This window comes from Enterococcus moraviensis ATCC BAA-383 (genome assembly GCF_000407445.1).
Lineage (GTDB): Bacteria > Bacillota > Bacilli > Lactobacillales > Enterococcaceae > Enterococcus_L > Enterococcus_L moraviensis.
This window is the reverse complement of sequence record NZ_ASWB01000001.1, coordinates 1053103-1071827: the sequence shown is the minus strand read 5'-3', so window position 1 is coordinate 1071827 and position 18725 is coordinate 1053103. Positions and strand designations below refer to the sequence as shown.

14 protein-coding genes and 1 other annotated feature are annotated in these 18725 nt (G+C 37.0%); of the genes, 10 read left to right on the top strand and 4 right to left on the bottom strand.

From position 1 onward, the window contains the following. Position 1: 1 nt before the first annotated feature. A complete protein-coding gene (locus I586_RS05065; RefSeq protein WP_010764239.1) occupies positions 2-1759 on the top strand; it encodes a choline/carnitine O-acyltransferase in 1758 nt (585 codons plus the stop codon). A gap of 86 nt (positions 1760-1845) precedes the next feature. Here the strand turns inward: I586_RS05065 and I586_RS05060 are convergent, their stop codons facing one another. The 4 genes from I586_RS05060 to I586_RS05045 all read right to left on the bottom strand — a co-directional run bounded on the left by I586_RS05060 (position 1846) and on the right by I586_RS05045 (position 5988). Further along, the gene (locus I586_RS05060; RefSeq protein WP_010764240.1) at positions 1846-2784 is read right to left on the bottom strand and encodes an aldo/keto reductase; all 939 of its coding nucleotides are present in this window, start codon (positions 2782-2784) and stop codon (positions 1846-1848) included. Positions 2785-2962: 178 nt separating this feature from the next. Next, positions 2963-4066 carry an SIS domain-containing protein gene (locus tag I586_RS05055; RefSeq protein ID WP_010764241.1) on the bottom strand — a complete coding sequence of 368 codons (1104 nt, stop codon included), beginning with the start codon at positions 4064-4066 and terminating at the stop codon, positions 2963-2965. Positions 4067-4104: 38 nt separating this feature from the next. After that, positions 4105-4926: a Cof-type HAD-IIB family hydrolase gene (locus I586_RS05050; RefSeq protein WP_010764242.1), complete on the bottom strand. Its 822-nt coding sequence runs from the start codon at positions 4924-4926 to the stop codon at positions 4105-4107. 3 nt (positions 4927-4929) lie between these two features. Beyond that, positions 4930-5988: a LacI family DNA-binding transcriptional regulator gene (locus I586_RS05045; RefSeq protein ID WP_010764243.1), complete on the bottom strand. Its 1059-nt coding sequence runs from the start codon at positions 5986-5988 to the stop codon at positions 4930-4932. A 182-nt stretch (positions 5989-6170) separates the two neighbouring features. Between I586_RS05045 and I586_RS05040 the strand changes: the two genes are divergently transcribed. The 9 genes from I586_RS05040 (at position 6171) to I586_RS05000 (ending at position 18718) form a co-directional block, all read left to right on the top strand. Further along, positions 6171-7106 carry an ROK family protein gene (locus I586_RS05040; RefSeq protein ID WP_010764244.1) on the top strand — a complete coding sequence of 312 codons (936 nt, stop codon included), beginning with the start codon at positions 6171-6173 and terminating at the stop codon, positions 7104-7106. Between the two features lie 20 nt (positions 7107-7126). Further along, positions 7127-9523, top strand: coding sequence for a glycoside hydrolase family 9 protein (locus I586_RS05035; RefSeq protein WP_010764245.1), 2397 nt, complete (start codon positions 7127-7129; stop codon positions 9521-9523). 3 nt (positions 9524-9526) lie between these two features. After that, positions 9527-10831 (top strand): PTS sugar transporter subunit IIC, encoded by a 1305-nt coding sequence (locus I586_RS05030; protein WP_010764246.1) that lies wholly within the window; start codon positions 9527-9529, stop codon positions 10829-10831. A 66-nt stretch (positions 10832-10897) separates the two neighbouring features. Next, positions 10898-11105 (top strand) — a binding site (T-box leader). Between the two features lie 160 nt (positions 11106-11265). Further along, positions 11266-12567, top strand: coding sequence for a histidine--tRNA ligase (gene hisS / locus I586_RS05025; protein WP_010764247.1), 1302 nt, complete (start codon positions 11266-11268; stop codon positions 12565-12567). Between the two features lie 30 nt (positions 12568-12597). Continuing rightward, on the top strand, positions 12598-14367 hold the full coding sequence (gene aspS / locus I586_RS05020) for an aspartate--tRNA ligase (RefSeq protein ID WP_010764248.1): 1770 nt from the start codon (positions 12598-12600) through the stop codon (positions 14365-14367). A gap of 144 nt (positions 14368-14511) precedes the next feature. Beyond that, positions 14512-15435 carry a WD40/YVTN/BNR-like repeat-containing protein gene (locus I586_RS05015; protein WP_139242672.1) on the top strand — a complete coding sequence of 308 codons (924 nt, stop codon included), beginning with the start codon at positions 14512-14514 and terminating at the stop codon, positions 15433-15435. Next, positions 15425-16285, top strand: a complete 861-nt coding sequence (locus I586_RS05010) for a hypothetical protein (RefSeq protein WP_010764250.1) — start codon at positions 15425-15427, stop codon at positions 16283-16285. Before I586_RS05015 ends, I586_RS05010 begins: the two co-directional genes overlap by 11 nt. A gap of 319 nt (positions 16286-16604) precedes the next feature. After that, complete coding sequence (locus I586_RS05005) at positions 16605-17396, top strand: ankyrin repeat domain-containing protein (RefSeq protein ID WP_010764251.1); 792 nt, start codon at positions 16605-16607, stop codon at positions 17394-17396. 446 nt (positions 17397-17842) lie between these two features. Further along, positions 17843-18718, top strand: coding sequence for a YitT family protein (locus tag I586_RS05000; protein ID WP_010764253.1), 876 nt, complete (start codon positions 17843-17845; stop codon positions 18716-18718). Positions 18719-18725: the final 7 nt, after the last annotated feature.

The window sequence follows — 18725 nt, the reverse complement described above, 5'->3', positions numbered from 1 at the left end:
GATGGAAAAATATAAAAAGGAATTGTTACCTAACTTAAAAAAACTACCCGTACCAGAATTGCAAGAAACCTTGGTCGAGTTAAACAATTGGCTAAGACCCGTGGTTAGCTTAGAACAATTAAGAAGTTTTCAAAAAAAAGCAATAGCATTTCGTTTTTCAGATGGATTACTATTGCAAAAGGATTTAGTGGACTATGCAGAAAATACAACAGGCAGTTGGTTGGCGCCTTTATGGGAAGAAAGCTATTTAGAGGGTCGAGGGTATTTACAAACAGAATCAAATTTTGGTTTAGTTATAGATGAGTACTATTATGATCAAGTCGAGTCAAAAGAAGCACGAGCTGCCCAACTGATTTATCAAATGGGTAAAATTTATCTTAGTTTGCTTGATGGCACATTTCCGATTGAATATACAAAATCAAAACAACCTGTTGATATGTCGTTTTACACTAATTTTTTCAAAAGCTGTAGAATACCTGGGGTGGAACGTGATTCTTTTTTCAAAGGAGAGTTGGAAGCAGCAGACAACTATGTTGTGATTTTTGCAAAGAATCGTTATTTTCGTTTGGCGACCACAAATTCTTTAGGCGAACTTTACCCTGTGGAACAATTACAAGAAAATTTGAAGTTTATCTTATCTTTTGAGGCAGAAAAGAGTGGCGAACAGTTGATTCCTTATGTAACTGGGGTTGAACGAACACACTCAAATCGGTTGTATCATCAGTTAAAAGAAACTAGCTTAAACAAGCAGAGTTTACAATCAATTGAAAACGGCCTGTTTATTTTGAGTTTTTCAGATGGAAAAGATGAATCGAAAGAGGATCGAATAACAGAAGTTCTGTTGAATACAAGTCATCAATTTTTGTCGAAAACAACCCAAGCGGTTATCACAAAAAATGGTTTTATCGGTTTTAACATGGAACATACGGCAATTGATGGCGTACCGACATTGAATTTGCTTACGAAAATTTTTGACTCATTTAATGAGGAATATACACAACAAATCACTGGAGAGTCTGCCTCTGATTTAGTTCAAAAGATAGAATGGTCTTTGACTGACGAAATGACCGGTGCTCTAGAGGAAGCTAAACAACTCGCTGAAGTAGAGAATGGTTCGTACTGTATTAAACACCAAGTAGTATCAGAAGTTGGGAAAGAGCGGATGAAAAAAGCAAACGTAAGTCCAGATGCTTTTTTTCATATCAGTTTAGCTATGGCCCAACAAACGGTTTTTGGAAAATTAAGATCAGTTTATGAACCAGTTGCTATGCGGATGTATTATGAAGGGCGAACAGAATCTGCCCGCTCAATTAGTCAAGAAAAGAAACAATTCGTTGAGGCTTTTTACAATGAGGAGGAACCGACTAAAGATGAGTTAGTAGAACAATTTATCATAGCGGCAAACGCGCACTCTGAGCGGATTCGTCAATGCCAAAATGGTCAAGGGATAGAACGCCATTTATTTGGTCTACAAAAAATGGCATTGAACCCAGAAGAAGGGAATGTGTTTTTCTCAGCAGAGGCACTTAGTTTGTTAACCGAAGATTTTATATCTACGACAGGAATTCCTTATGAAATAGTAGAATCATTCAGCTTTGGTCCAGTCAATAAAGCAGGTTTTGGTCTTTATTATGGTATTCTAGATGAAGAAGTGATTTTGACACTATCAGCAAAAAACATATATGAGGATAATGCGATACAATTACTTGAAGCAATTTCTGAAGCACTGATTTCTTTAACGATCCTCTTAGATATTTAAGCCTAATACAAATTAAAATACAGAAACGAGATGAGTAGTCTTTGTAAGGGCTACTTATCTCATTTCTGTATTTTTTTATGTGAATGCTAGGTTAAACGAAATAATGTATCAATTTGGTGATAGGTTTCATCAGTCAAATGAACGTCTAACGCTTTGATATTGTTGCGGACTTGCTCGGGACGTTTTGCTCCAGGAATAACAACATCAATAAACGGGTTTTTGATATACCAAGCAAGCACGAGTGCTGCAACACTTGTATTGTAATCTGCTGCCATCAATTTAAGTTGATCAACATGATGGATAATTTCTTTAAAACGTTCCCCTTGAAAATCAGGTTTTTTACTCCGTAAATCCTCAGGCGGAAAAGTAACGTCGCTTTCGTATTTTCCAGTTAATAAGCCTGATGCTAGTGGAAAATAGGGGACAAAAGAAATCTGATTTTCTTTTAAATAAGGCATCAAGTCATTTTCTGCCTCACGATGGATCAAGCTATATTCATCCTCTACAATATCTACGAAACCGTCAAGATTTGCTTCTTTGATTTGAGCTAAACTAAAATTAGAAACGCCTATTGCGTTGATTTTTCCAGCTTCTTTGAGTTTTTGTAGAGCTGATACGGCCTCATTTTTTGGCGTTGTTTTATCTGGAAAATGAATATAGAATATATCGATATAGTCGGTTTGAAGTCGCTTCAATGCTTCATCGACAGAACGTGTCAAAAATTCTGGTGTATTGTTAAATGAGCCAGAATTTGCTGGATCGTGAGCTGCTTTAGTCGCAATCACTATTTTACTGCGGTCAAATTCTTTTAATACTTCGCCAATCAACTCTTCTGAACGGCCCATGCCATATGCAAAAGCTGTGTCGAGTAAAGTAATTCCGTTTGTTAAAGCCGTTCGAACAATTTCTTTGCCTGTTTCATCGTTTAAGTTCGGAAATAAATTGTGGCCGCTAACAGCGTTCGCACCCAAACCTAAAGGGGTTGAATAGACAGATGTTTTACCAATTTGTACGGGTTGTGTCATGATGATTCCTCCTGACTTTTCTTCTTTTAGTGTAGTTGATAGAAACGAAACAGTGAAGTGTTTTGTCTTATTGATAGATAAAAAGTGTCTGGGACATAACTCTGCGAGTTATATGCCAGACACTTTTTATACGAATAGACGGTGGGAGCAGAAGCAACTCCTTCTTGATAGTAGCGTTTTACACGTAGTCTTGGACAGTGGTTTTACTTTTTACAGCTTGTGAAAAATCTGTGAAAATCCGTTGTGTAATATCAATGCCTTTTTCCTTAGAGATATACCAGCACAGTACTTGGAAAGGAATAATGGCTAAATAAGGTGCTTTATATTCATCTTCACAACTACCTAATGCTAATTCATGGTCATGTTCAGCCGTCTCTTTCCGTAATGAAATGGTAAAGACGTGTGCAGTGTGTTTTTGTTCATATTGTTTTAAAAGGCTAGCCTTTTCGATGATTTCAGCTTTTGCTGGTGTATCAATGAAGAAAAGACGATGTTCAGGATTTATCTCTAAATACGGTCCGTGCATAAAGGCTTCTAACTCGACACCTTGAGAAGGAACTCGGATGGTTTCAGAAAATTTGGTCTCCATTTCTTGAGCGGTACCAACAGTTGGTCCATAAGCAATCGCAGTAAAACGAGGAGCTGCTTTAAAGTCTGATCGATTGTTAGTGAAAAAAGCGATTGTTTTTTCGATAGATTGATTAAATGTAGCGGTAAGATTTTTAAAGTCAGTCAGTTCTTGTTGTTCTTGTGTTTCAGAAAGCAATTGTTTTTTCACTGCGATTCTTAGACCCAAAAGCATTAGATTTAAAACTGTTGCAGAAAAACCTAGAGTCACGTAACCCACACGCTCTTGTCCAGATAAAATATCTAACGTTGAGCTGGTGACTTTAGTAATTTCACTATCAGGTATACTTGTCACGGCCATTGTATGCACTGCATGATGGGCATTAACCTTATTCATTGCCTCGATGGTTGAAGTACTTTGTCCGCTTTGAGAAATGCCCAACACAACTTGTAAAGTAGGATCGATCATTTCATAGTGAGAAAAATTATAGGGTTCTTGAATATCTAATTTGATTTTTGCCTTTTTTTCCATGTAATATTTAGCACTTTGCGCTGCATTGATACTAGAGCCAGTCCCTAAAACCAACCAATTCTTCGCCGAAAGATCTAAGCCTTCGATTGCTTGGTCGATATTAGCGGGGTATTGTGCTAAGATAGCAGTTAATTTTTCTTGTTCTTCTAAAATATACGATAACATTGTTGGTTTATCTAACATAGTAACACTCCTTGAATTAAAAGTTGGGTGATCTAATTTTAAAAATGTGTTAACTGAAAATGATTTTGTAAAAAATTGGCGATACCATCATCGAGATTAGAATCCGTAACATACGTTGCAGCAGCTTTTACTTTACCTTGGGCATTTCCCATCGCCACGCTAATACCCGTTGCTTCCAACATCTCAATATCATTTATTCCATCTCCAAAGCTAATCACACGTTCAGAGGGGATCATTAATTTGTCTTGAATTGCAAGGATTGCGGTTGCTTTATTAACGCCTTTAGGAATCAGCTCGATATTATTGAAGTGAGAAGAAGAAACGGAGAGCAATTGACTGTCTTCTAATTTATCTTTAAGCGAGTGTAGTCCTTCTAAATCAGTTTCAGAAATAATAATACCGTTGATGATTTCTTTGTGATGATCGATTAAATCGCTTAATGAGCGAATCGCGACAAATTCTTTTTCAGACTCATTTGTTATTCGAGCTTGGTCACTTTTAGTAAAATATTCTGGTAATTCTTCCGTATAAAAAACAGTATGTTCGCCAAAAAAGAAAATCGGCATAGCAATTTCAGATACAGCATTGTAAATCAAAATCAATGCCTCTTTTGATAATTGGTGTTTTACCAATTGTGAGTGAATCGAGTAAATACTGCCATTTGAAGCAACAACTTGTGTTTGTGGGCTTAATGTATTCGCAATCGTGGCAGCAGAAGAGAACTTGCGACCAGTTGCAACGTAAAATAAATGCCCTAGTTCTTGTAAGTGGTTGATGACTTTTTTTGTTTTTTTTGAAATGTTCTGATGATTATCAACTAAAGTACCATCAATATCCATAAAAATTAAATGAGGTTCCATTGTTTAACGCTCCTTTTTAATACCGCATGATTCACGAATAATCAAATCTGGTGAGTGTATTTCATACTGTTCTACGCTTTCGTCGTCGATCAATTTCAGTAAGCGATCGACAGCGATTTGTCCGAGATACGAGTTATGTTGATTAACAGTTGTGATTCTAGGCGTTTGATATTCTCCGTTTGGAAAAGCATCGCAACTAGCGATAGCAATGTCTTCAGGACAAGATAATTGATGATCTTTTAAAGCACGAAATGCACCTAAGGCAACATGATCATTGATTGCAATAACAGCATCAGGTAAGGGGTGTTTTGAGGCGATCAATTGACTCATGCTGTTGTAGCCGTCTTCTGTATAAAAATCACTTAGGTAAAGCAGTGATTCATCAAATGTTGTGTAAAGAGAGAGAGCTTTTTTAAATGCCGCTACTCTTTGAGTCGTAATTTTAATAGCTGGTTCACCGCCGATAAAGCCAATAGAGCGATTTCCTAAAGCAAGTAAATGTTGCGTTGCTAGAAATACCCCTTTTTCAAGATCACGCTCAACGAAATGAGCTGTACAATTTTCTTGATGCTGACCAACAATCAGCACGGGAATTTGTTGGTTGAGCTGATTGAGTGCATTTAAATAGTCAGCATTTGGATCATCTTTATCGATTTCTCCTCCAAGAATAATCACGCCATCTACTTTTTTCTCTAAAATCGTATTGAATGTATTTTGTTCAGCAAAGCTACTGTCTTTTTGTTTATTGTGACCTGCTGTCATTGTATTAAAAAGGAGTAGCGAATAGTTCAATGCTTGACTGGCAATTTCGATTTCAGAAATTAAAGCCGTAAAATAAGGGTTATTGATATCCGGTACGAGCACGGCGAGTGTCTGAGTCTTATTTGAAACCATGCCTCGAGCTAACATACTTGGTTGAAAGCCTTCTTCTTTGATAACGGCTTGAACTTTTGCTCGTTTGGTTGGAGAAACAGAAGGATGGTTATTTAAGACGCGTGAAACCGTTGACACTGAGACACCACTTTTTTTAGCGATTTCTTTAATTGTAATTGTTTTTTTCATGGATTTTTACCTCCTGCTAGTAGTTTATGCTAGAGAAGAATAAAATGCAAGAATTATTTGATAACGTTACCAAATAATGTGTTTAAGCTATTGACAATTATAAAATCGTGATATATTATGAATTCAACAAATGAATAAAACGCATACATTTGGTAACGTTATCAAGTTGTTGAGGTGAAAAAATGGAAGAAACAGTTTTGGCCGTAGATTTAGGCGGTACAAAAATTTTAGTGGGAGAATTAACAAAAGCGGGAGAAATAATCGCAAGTAAAAAATATCCCTCTGACGTATCAAGTCAGCGGGCAGCAACAGAGAAAATAAAAATAGCTATAGCTGATTATCTGCAGGAATATGGATCTAATCGCTTGATTACAGGGATTGGTATTTGTGTAGTTGGGCGAGTCGATACTGACTTAGGGGAATGGATCGAAATTCATCCCGGCCTTTCAGAGTCCATTTCATTAGCTGATGAAATTAAAGAGCGATTTAAGCTACCCTGTAAAATCACAAATGATGTATCAAGTGCGGCTGTCGCAGAGAATGAACTTGGAATGGGCACTGAGACAGATAATTTTGTCTATATAAATATTGGGACAGGCATTGCCGCACGAACCATTACAGATGGAAGTATCATTAGTGGAGGTCATTTCAATGCAGGTGAAGTTGGTCATATGGTCGTAGATATTACAAGTGATGATCAATGCTCCTGTGGAAGATTTGGTTGTGTAGAGTTGTTTGCATCAGGGTTAGGAATGCATCGTCAGGCTATGAAATTAAAGAATTTGTATCCTAAAACGACCTTGGCTATCAAGGAGGATCAACGGATCAGTTTTGAAGAATTAAGACGTGCATATGAACAAGAAGATGCTTTAGCAAGGCATGTAGTAGATCGTGCATTAAAGGCTGCTGCGGCTTTGACGATGAATATGGTACGCGTCAGCGATCCAGAAGCGGTTATTTTTGGAGGTGGAGTCATGAGTGATCATTGGTTCTTAGAAAAAATGGTAACGTTACTAAATGCTAAAACAATGCGTTTTGTTACACATGGAGTGAGCGTTACAGACTTAGATCCACAAACGATAGCGTTAAAAGGAGCAGCATTATTAGCATGCTCTTAATATAGAAAGGAGAGAAGACAGTGGATAAGTTTCAAAAAGAAGTGCTGGATTCAGGTATTTTACACAGACCATTAACGATCGATAAAACCAATTCGTATGAGCAACGTCAATTAGCGCAGGAAAAAATAGAAAAATCAGTTTCTTTACTTACGAATAGAAATGATGTTTGGCGACATGTTGGACGTGGGGCAATTGAAGTAAGCACTGATCAGGTAATCCTTTCAGGCGATACACGTTATTCAACGTGGTCCGTGGATGCTCCAGAAGACGGTGATTATGTGAATTTTGGGGAAATCATGGCTCATTTAACAATCGATGAACAAGATTGGTCTGAGTATACTCAAGTAAAATTATCTATCTTACCTCAATGTATCAATGTAGTAAATCCGAATGTTGTGATCACAATTGAAAATGATGGAGAGATAAAAATACCAGATATATACAACAGAGAAGGAACCCATGTCATCAACCTTGAAAATAATCAGTGGCAAACGTGTATTTTAGATATTAGTAATTTGCCGAGAGATAAAGTTACAGGTATCAAAATCGCCACTGGGGCTAATGGATCTTATATGAACCTACAAGGAACAATTTCTTATACAATCAAAGACTTATTTTTAGAAAAAAATCAAAATAATACTTCTGCTAAAGGTTGGCAGCCTAAAGAACAAACAATTATCTATTCTCATATTGGGTATCATAAAGACTTTGAAAAGACAGCGATCATTCATCAAGAACAGTGGCAACAAAAAGAATTTTCTGTAAAAAATAGTCAGACAGATGAAACAGTTTTAATAAAAGAAATCAAAAATATAACCACAAGTACAGGGATATTTGGTCTTTTAGACTTTTCTGAAATCACAAAACCAGGCAGGTATTATTTACAAGTAGATCAAAGGCAGACAGAATCCTTTGGAATTGATACGACGTATAAATTAAAGCACGAATCAATCTGGAAATCATTGAATTTTATTTACTGTGAACGGTGCGGAGGTCCTATTCATGGGATTCATGGTACATGTCATGAAGATATTGTTACTGAATATAAAGGGACGACTGTTTCATTTAATGGTGGTTGGCACGATGCTGGCGATTTATCACAACAATTAGTTCAAACGGCTGAAGTAACAGCTAGCATTTTTGAAATGGCAACTCAGGTTAAAGAGAGTAATCCGATGTTATATCTTCGTTTGATTGAAGAAGGAGAATGGGGGATCGATTTCATTCTAAAAACGCGTTTGGATGAAGGTGACCGTTTAACAAGTGCTGGAATTACAAGGTGGACAGATAATCGAATCGGAAATATGGATGATGCAAAACCAAGAATTCATAACAATCCATATGACAATTTCTTGATTACGGGAATTTTAGCCAAAATAGTTCTCGATTTAGAAGAAGGACACCCCTTAGTAGAAAAATTGAATCAAGTGGCCAAAGAAGATTATGGATTTGCATACGCCGGATTTCAAAAAACAGGATTTGAGCATGAACCCGTTTTTTGGGAACACACATATAGCACTTCTAAAAGCACTTTTTTAGCAACGATTTCTTGGACGGCCTCGTTACTCTTTGGTTTAACTAAAGAAGAACACTATAAAGAGCACGCAATTACTTGGTTTGAGCAGCTATTACAATGTCAGGAACAAAATGGGGTTGTACTGGATAATGGCGAAAGGTTAAAAGGGATGTTTTATCGAGATGAGACACACACTGTGTTTCAACATTTTAATCATCAAGCTAGAGAACATTTATTTGCACAAGCCTTTGAAGAGATTTTACATCGTTTTTCAACCCATGAAAAAGCAGAAATGTGGCAAGAGCAAGCAAAAAATTATGGTGAATATTTAACCTTTTTAAACGATTTTACAGCACCTTATCCAATGTTTGCTAGTGGTATTTATAAAGAAGATGAATGGAAAGATCATGACAGTTTCAAGCGTCAGCATTTACTTGTAGATCAAGAAGCAGAAGCTGCATATCAGGAGCAATTATTAGCTGGGGTCAAGGTTGGACCTGGATTGTACATCAAACGTTTTCCAGTTTGGTTTTCATTTAGAGGGAATAACGGAATTATTTTATCAATGGGAATCAGCGCCGCAATCATGGGTCGTTTGGTAAAAAATCAAAAGCTTCTAGAGATGGCGCATGGTCAATTGCAATGGCTCGTCGGTAAAAATCCGTTTAGTCAATCGATGGTTTATGGAGAAGGATATGATTATCCTCAACAATATTCAGTATCATCTGGCGAAATGGTTGGGGAAATGCCAGTCGGAATCCAAACATTTGGGAATGAAGATGAACCTTATTGGCCACAATTCAACAATGCGACATATAAAGAAGTTTGGGTTGGCGTTGCTGGGAAATGGCTAGCTTTGATCACAGAATTAATCAAATATGATTCAACTAAAGGAGAATAATCAATGAATAAAGAATCGAGTTTTAATAAAGAAGCTTTAGGTGAAAAAATTGCAATGTATGCGAATAAAATTGCGACTAATCGTTTTATCGCTACGATTCGTGATGCATTTGCTAGTACAATTCCAATTACGATCGTAGCTGCATTTTTCTTGTTAGTGAATAATGTTTTATTGGCTGAAAAAACAGGATTATTGCGTAATATGCCAGGCCATGAAATGATTGCTGAAATTGGCGTTCAGGCATACAATGGTACGTTAGGGATTTTAGGTTTGATGGTGACATTTTTGATTGGCTTCCGTTTAGCAAAATCATATGGTAGTGATGGTGCGTTAGAGGCAATCATTGCTCTTGCTTGCTATGTCGTATTGGTACCTAATAGTATCAACATCACAGGGTTTGATGGAACGGAGATCCAAACATCAGGAACGTTGACTCAAACGTATACAAGTGCCTCTGCAATGTTATTGGGGATCATTGCGGCAATCATTAGTGTGCCGCTTGTAGTCAAACTTTCAACGAACAATAAATTGAAAATAAAAATGCCTGATAGTGTACCGCCTGCGATTGCTAAATCATTTAATAGCCTGATTCCAGCCTTTTTCACAATTACACTTTTTGCTATTTTTGAAGTTGTTGTCCGTACATTTAGTGGGCATACGATTCCAGATGTTGTAGTCACGATTTTACAAGCGCCTTTAGTAGGTGGCTTTCAAACATTGCCTGGTATTTTAGCCTATGTTTTCTTATCAACCTTCGTGTTTATCTTTGGGATTCATGGGGCGTTTGTATTTGGAGCAATTTCAGGTCCGATTTTATTGACTTCTTTACAGCAAAATATTGAAGCGATTCAAGCGGGTTCTGCGGCACCAAATATTGTAACTCAACCATTCTTGGATGCTTATGTCTATATGGGCGGAGGCGGCACAATGATTTGTTTAGTGATTGCGGTTTTGATTTGGTCAAAACGTGATGACCAGCGAATGATTGCAAAACTTGGTGGTGTATCTAGTCTATTTAATATTAGTGAACCAATGATGTTTGGACTACCGATTGTATTCAATCCCGTTTATGCAATTCCATTTTGTATTGTTCCAATGGTTTCAACAATATTAGCTTACACAGCGACAAGCTTAAACCTTGTAACGCCAACATATATTCTAGTTCCTTGGGTAACACCACCGATCCTGTCTGGTTACTTAGCAACAGCAGGAGATTTCCGCGCGGTACTATTACAGATTGTCATTATTGTTATCGGAACATTGATTTACATGCCGTTTGTTCTTTTTTCAAATAAAGTAAAAGAGTAATCTAGCGACACAAACCGAATTTTTTCTTGACTTTACTGTGAAACTTTAGTAATTTATATATAATATTAAAAGTCAATGAAAGAACGAGTACATTTCAATCTAATCGTATAAGAGAAAGTTGTCGTGGCTGAAAACAACTTCATTAGGGAAATCGAAAGACATTCTGGAGATGAACGGATAAAAAGCCGTTCCGTTACGAGCGTTAATCGTTAAAGGAAAGAGCAATCTTTCAAACTTAGGTGGTACCGCGTATGTCTATTCATTCGCCCTTGTATTTAATACAAGGGCGATTTTTTGTTGTAAATCACCAAATCCCGCTAACAAAAGAAAAAATCAGCGATAAAATAAGTGAGAAGAGCGTAAAAAGTAAGACACGACGTATCCCTACTATAAAAAATCGTTGTCACAATAAACACTAACTAGGAGATGAAACAATGAGTTATCAAAAACCAAAAGGAACCAATGACTTATTACCAGGGACTTCCGAAAAATGGCAATTTGTTGAAGAAACAGCTCGTTTGATTTTTCGTGATTATCAATATGAAGAGATTCGCACACCGATTTTTGAACACTATGAAGTTATTTCTCGCAGTGTAGGAGACACAACCGATATCGTGTCAAAAGAAATGTATGACTTTTACGATAAAGGAGATCGTCATGTAACGTTACGTCCAGAAGGAACAGCCCCAATCGTTCGTTCTTTTGTCGAAAATAAACTGTTTGGACCTGAATTTGCGAAACCATATAAAACCTACTATATGGGACCGATGTTTCGTTATGAACGTCCCCAAGCAGGTCGTTTAAGACAATTCCACCAAATCGGAGCAGAAGCTTTCGGGAGCGTGAATCCAGCGGTTGATGTTGAAAGTATGGCAATGGCTTTAGACTTTTTCAAACAATTAGGTATCAAACAAATTCGATTAGTAATCAACTCATTAGGCGATAAAGCAACAAGAACGGCATATCGTCAAGCCCTGATCGACTATTTAGAACCAAAATCAGCTGAATTGAGCGAAGATTCAAAACGTCGTTTACACGAAAATCCATTGCGTGTATTAGACAGCAAAGATAAAAAAGATCAAGCGATTGTAGCAGATGCACCATCGATATTAGATTATCTAAGCGAGTCATCTAAAGAACATTTTGAAACAGTTAAAACGATGCTAAACGAATTGGCTATCCCGTTTGAAGTGGATAGCAATATGGTTCGTGGGTTAGACTATTACACAAATACGATTTTTGAAGTAATGAGTGAAGCACCTGGCATGGGTGCACAAGCAACGATTTGTGCTGGCGGACGTTATGATGGATTAGTTGAAGAATTAGGTGGTCCTGCAACTCCTGGTTTTGGTTTTGCAATGGGAATTGAACGTGTCTTGATCACGATGGAAGCAGAGGGTGTTGCGGTTCCTGTAATCAATGAAATCGATGCCTATGTAGTTGGAATCGGGGAGCAAACCAATATCGCATCGCTAAAACTAGTTCAAGCAATCCGTAATTTTGGCTTTTCAGCGGATCGTGATTTTATGGATCGTAAAGCCAAAGCACAATTTAAAACAGCTGCAAAATTAAATGCCAAACTCGCTTTGACCTTAGGTGAAACGGAATTAGCAGATGGAATCGTCAACGTAAAATCAATGGCGAATCGTAATGAAAAAGCATTTCCACTATCAGATATTTATGAAAGATTCGATGAAGTCTATGATGAAATGATGACCGTGATGTTTGATCAATAAAAAGTAAAAAATGAAGAGGAGCAAAAATCAATGGCAAAAAGAACAGTATACTGTGGAGAAGTTTCTGCAGATTTAGTAGGACAAGTGATTACCTTAAAAGGGTGGGTGCAAAAGCGCCGTGACTTAGGTGGGGTTATTTTTATCGATTTACGTGACCGTGAAGGAATTGCGCAAGTGGTCTTTAATCCAGCCCACTCAAAAGAGGCGTGGGAAATTGCAGATAAATGCCGTAGTGAATATGTAATCGAAATTACTGGTGAGCTAACTTATCGTGACAAAGAAGCAATCAACCCTAAAATGAAAACTGGTGAATTTGAAGTGATGGCAACAGACATCACGATTTTAAATACAGCGAAAACACCACCGTTTTTAATTGAAGATGAAAACAATGTTGGCGATGAAATTCGCATGAAATATCGTTATTTAGATTTACGTCGTCCACAAATGACAGCAAACTTAAAATTACGTCATGAAGTAACAAAATCGATTCGTCATTATTTAGACGATACTGATTTTATCGATATCGAAACACCTTATTTTGGTAAATCAACACCAGAAGGCGCGCGTGACTACTTAGTTCCTTCACGTGTCCATGCTGGTCATTTTTATGCGTTACCACAATCACCACAAATTTTTAAACAATTGTTGATGAATGCAGGTTTCGATCGTTATTATCAAATCGTTCGTTGTTTCCGTGATGAAGATTTACGTGGTGACCGTCAACCAGAATTTACTCAAGTCGATTTAGAGACAACCTTCTTGTCTCCAGAAGAGATTCAAACAATGACTGAAGAAATGTTAGCCAAAGTGATGCGTGAAACAAAAGGAATCGAAGTGACGTTACCATTCCCTCGTATCAGCTATGATGAAGCGATGGCACGTTATGGAAGTGACAAACCAGATACACGTTTCGATATGGAATTGATCGATATCGCTGATGTGGTCAAAGATGTTGACTTCAAAGTGTTCCAAATGGCGCTTGAAAATGGCGGACATGTTAAAGCGTTGAACGCTAAAGGCGCAGCAGATAAATATTCTAGAAAAGATATGGACAATCTAGGAACCTATGTAAGTCAATTTGGTGCTAAAGGACTTGCTTGGTTAAAAGTAGAAGAAGATGGACTAAAAGGTCCGATTGCAAAATTCTTAACAGAGGTTTCAGATGACTTGATCAAAGCAACAAATGCTGAGGTTGGCGATATCTTGATGTTTGGTGCAGACAAACCAGAAATCGTTGCGGCTGCTTTGGGCGCTGTTCGTTCTCGTTTAGGGAAAGAATTAGGGTTGATCGATGAGTCTAAATTTAATTTCCTATGGGTTATTGATTGGCCATTGTTTGAATATGATGAAGAAGCTGGTCGTTACGTTTCTGCTCACCATCCATTCACACAACCAAAAGAATCTGATATTGAATTACTTTCAACAGATCCAGCAAAAGTCTATGCTGAAGCATATGATATCGTCTTGAACGGTTATGAATTAGGTGGCGGTTCGCTGCGTATTCACAAACGTGATTTACAAGAAAAAATGTTTGAAACACTAGGATTTACCAAAGAATCAGCGCAAGAACAATTTGGCTTTTTATTAGATGCTTTAGACTACGGATTCCCGCCACATGGCGGAATTGCGTTAGGATTAGACCGTTTAGTAATGTTATTAGCGGGTGAAAACAACATTCGTGAAGTGATCGCTTTCCCTAAAAACGGAAAAGCAGCTGATCCAATGACAAGTGCGCCAAGTGTGGTTTCACCGTTACAATTGTTTGAATTGAATATCGACGTAACTGCGATAGATGAATAAATTTTGACTTAGTCAGAGAATAACAAGCTTTCGATAAACTACCATCGTTTATTGAAAGCTTTTTTCTTATCTAACAAATGAAAATAGCCCTTTCAATAAAAGAGTGCTTCCTCTATAATTTAAATAGAAAATTCGGTTAAGGGAGTGAGTAAATTGAAAAATAAAAATCATATACTTTTTTTGATTATGGCTGTTGTATTAATCGTTTTGGCAGGATTGTCTTTTTATGTGTTCCGACCAACAAGTGTTGAAACGTATAATAAGGAAATCAAAGGGCTGCAAGAAGCTGAACAAAGCGATTTAAAGGAACTAAATGAACCGCCAAAAATGACTAGTCAAAAGCAAACAGATGTATTGGTCAAGGGGGAAAAGCTCTATGTAACCTATGACTCAGGAGAGAATTGGTCGGAAGTTCCTGAACGTCTAGAAAAGATACAATTTGGTGAATACACACCCTCTTATGATAATGAGTTGATGGAGAACAGCTATTTTTTAACAAAAGAAAAAACGTCATTTCTATATGAAGATCTAGGTTTGAAGCTAATACAAACGGTGGATCAAGGAAAAACGTGGCAAAGATATGAGATTTCCCAAGAAAATGCTGGTATTCGTTTTAGAAAGATCGATTTTCTAAGCAAAGATTTTGGCTATGTGATTTACTCTGGTGGTCGAGTTGCTCGTCAAGAAGGAACAGTAGCGTATTTAACACACGATGGTGGGAAAACTTGGGAGGAAACGGCTAATACCAATCAAACATCATTGGTTCAAGCTGGTGGTTTTGTTGATGAAAATACAGGCTTTTTATCTTTCGGAGCAGCACCTAATTTACAAGTCACAAAAGATGGCGGAGCTAGTTGGAAAACAGCGACGATTCAGGTACCAGAAGAATATAAAGCTATTTTTTTAGTGGCTGAAATGCCGTCTAAATCTGGGAATCAATTAGAACTTATGTTGAATCAAGGAGAAGTTGGTGACTACAAAGGTGGTTTAGTAAAAGGAAAATTTATTTCAAAAGATAATGGTGAAAATTGGGTGTTTGATCGTGAGGTAGAGGCAGATGAGGAGTAAGAAAACAATAAAAAAAGTTAGCGGGATCATCTTTTTGATGTTGCTGATTCTATGCTTGCTGTTTTTAGGTGGATTCATGGTTATTTCTTCGAGAGGGTTCGATTTAATTAGTGATTGGCTTCTTTTCGTTGCAATAGTAGGAAGCTTTTTGTTTTTAGGCTTGACGCTACTATGCTTGATAGACCTTGATAAGAAAAGAAAAATTCAGATCATTTGGCTTGAGATTGCAGTGATCATCATAGTAAGTATCCTCTTGGGATTGGTAAAGCCGAAAGAAAAAACAATTATGAGCCTGTCACCAGATGCAAAACAAGTTTTTTTAGTGAAGGAAACAAATAACGATCATGCGTTGTACTATTACAATAATTATTATCTAATCATTGCGCGGTTAAAAGAAAAACTGCCTGTTGGAGAGATCACTGACTATCAACTAACTTGGTTAACGAATGAAACCTGTGTTTTGGTCTATCGTTCAAAAGACCAAGCATTACATCAATATATTGGCACATATGGTGGGCGAAGAATAGCCTATTCTTATGTTTTATCTAATTTGACAGGTTCTTGGGCATCAAAAGATGGAAAGACCAGTCTAACATCAAGTGGGACAACAGGAGTTGTGATCCAGACGGACGGGGAAGTAGAAGAATATCCATTCGAACAAGCTAAGCAATTTGGAACCACCGCCTTAGCTTTAAATGATGATAAGAATGCGAAATGGGCCATTAGTTTAGACCAAAAAAACAAGTATGATGATCAAGGGGAGCTAGTTAAAAATGCTCAGACAAAAATCATCCTACTAAAGGCTGGGCTTGATGATCCGCAAAAAATCGAGTTGTATTTTAAACAATAGACAGAATAGAAAATGGGAGGGTATATATATAAACACTACTCCCTTTTTTTAGTTCGTCTTAGCTACAATGAACAGCTAGTATCGCCAATAGCTAAAACAAGAATTTTTTATTAATGTTACCACTTATATTGAAAATCAACGGTGGTCATATAATTTTGATTTATCCTTTCAGATACCAACTGTAGCTCTAATTGGACACTCGATAGCTTTTTGTTTTAACAAGAAAGAATAGCTCATAGTCCACTTAGCGGACAGCGTTTATAATTTGTTTATATTTATCCTTTATACTAACTGTAAACGTAGTTAAAGGAGGAGCGCTATGACGAAAATGTTTTTCCAAAAGATATCAGTTCTGTTTTTAACTTTAATTCTTTTTTCGGCGTGCCAACCTAAAACAGCTGATACAAAACAACAGGTAAAGGAGAGTACAAGTATGACAACTGAAAAAAGTAGTACAAGTCAGTCAAAAGAATCAGAAGCAACATCAATGAGTAGCGTAGAACCAGCCAACCCATCATTTCCAGAAGGTTCTTTGATTCAAGCTGTGACTAATAATGACGCTACCAAAGTAGGAACAATACTTCAAGATAAAAACTACCTGATCGATGAAGTAAATGACAAAGGTGAAACACCATTACTGATCGCAACACATGAAAACTTTGTAGATATCGCCAAACAACTGATCGACGCAGGAGCAGATATCAATGTTCAGGATCAAATCTCGGATAGTTCCTATCTTTATGCTGGAGCCCAAGGAAAAACAGAAATCTTAGCATACATGTTGGACAAACAAGTGCCGGATCAACAAAAAGTGAATCGCTTTGGAGGCAACGCGTTGATCCCAGCAGCTGAAAAAGGTCATCTTGATAATGTGAAATTACTTCTAAAAGATGGTCGATCTGACATTGATCATCAAAATAATTATGGCTATACAGCATTGATCGAAGCGGTAGCGCTAAGAGATGGATCTGAAATCTATCAACAAATCGTCAAAGTTTTGTTAGAAGGTGGAGCAGATAAGACATTGAAAGATAACACTGGACGAACAGCTGAAGACTATGCTAGAAGTTTAGGCTATACAGAAATGTTGAATACACTTCATTCATATTAATAGTGATCAAACAGCAGAGGATTTTTCTCTGCTGTTTTTGAGTTTTTTTGTTCCACTCAGTATTCCTTTTTATCGGCCATCTTGAAGATTGGGTACCATACAAGAACATGGATGATCAATTTCCATCAAATTGATAAGCTCCTTCCACTAGATATGTAGCAGAAGTATTACCCATAAAAAATGTTTTAGAAAATTGATCTAATTCTGTGCGACGCATTTTATTTCTCATTTCAATATTTTTTTATACAACTCAATCATAGCGGAAAATTTTTTTTCAGTAAGCGTTCTCTTCTGATGTGCAACATGTTGCAAGATGATGAAATACCCAAATTAAAATGAAAAAATAGCTATACTTTTCTGCTATTTAAACGATTGTGCTTTTTTTCTTACCCTAAAGCACGTATAATGAGAATCAAATGAACCCAGTAAAGTGAGGCTACTTCCACATGAAAAAATTCTTTGAAAGTTTACCTGTCCATGATTACACGACAAAACTTTCAGTGTCGATCGTTTATGCGATTTTGGCATCTGTTGCGATGAACTTCTTTTATCAACCAGGAAATATCTATTCCAGTGGGATTACAGGATTAGCTCAAATTTTAACAACCTTATCAACAAAGGTCGTAGGGTTTAAAGTGCCTGTTTCGATTACGTTATATGCGTTGAATATCCCGTTGTTTTTTGTAGCTTGGCGTAAAATCGGGAAAAAATTTACCGTTTTTACATTTCTTACAGTGACTCTAACTTCCATTTTTATGCAAATCGTGCCACAAACTGTTTTGTCTAATGATCCAATCATTTGTGCGATTTTTGGTGGAGCTGTGATGGGCTCTGGTATTGGTTTTGCATTGAAAAATGGATTATCTTCAGGTGGTCTGGATATTTTTAGTATTACGATCCGTAAAAAGACAGGACGCTCTGTGGGTTCAATTTCTATGTATTTCAACGGATTGATCATTTTTGTGGCTGGTTACCTATTTGGTTGGCAATATATGTTTTATAGTGCCTTATCGATTTTTGTAAGTGGTAAAGTGACAGATGCTGTTTATACAAAGCAGAAAAAGATGCAAGTCATGATCATTACAAAGAATCCAGATGCTGTAATTGATGGGATTCAACAGAAAATGAGACGAGGAATCACAATCATCCATGAAGCAGAAGGGGCATATCGTCATGATAAACAGACCTTGCTTTTAACTGTTGTGACTCGTTATGAATTACCATCATTGGAATCCGCAATGAAAGAATCCGATCCATCAGCTTTTGTGAGCATTTCTGATAATGTAAAAATTCTTGGGCGCTTTTATGAAGAAGACCTCTAGCGTATAA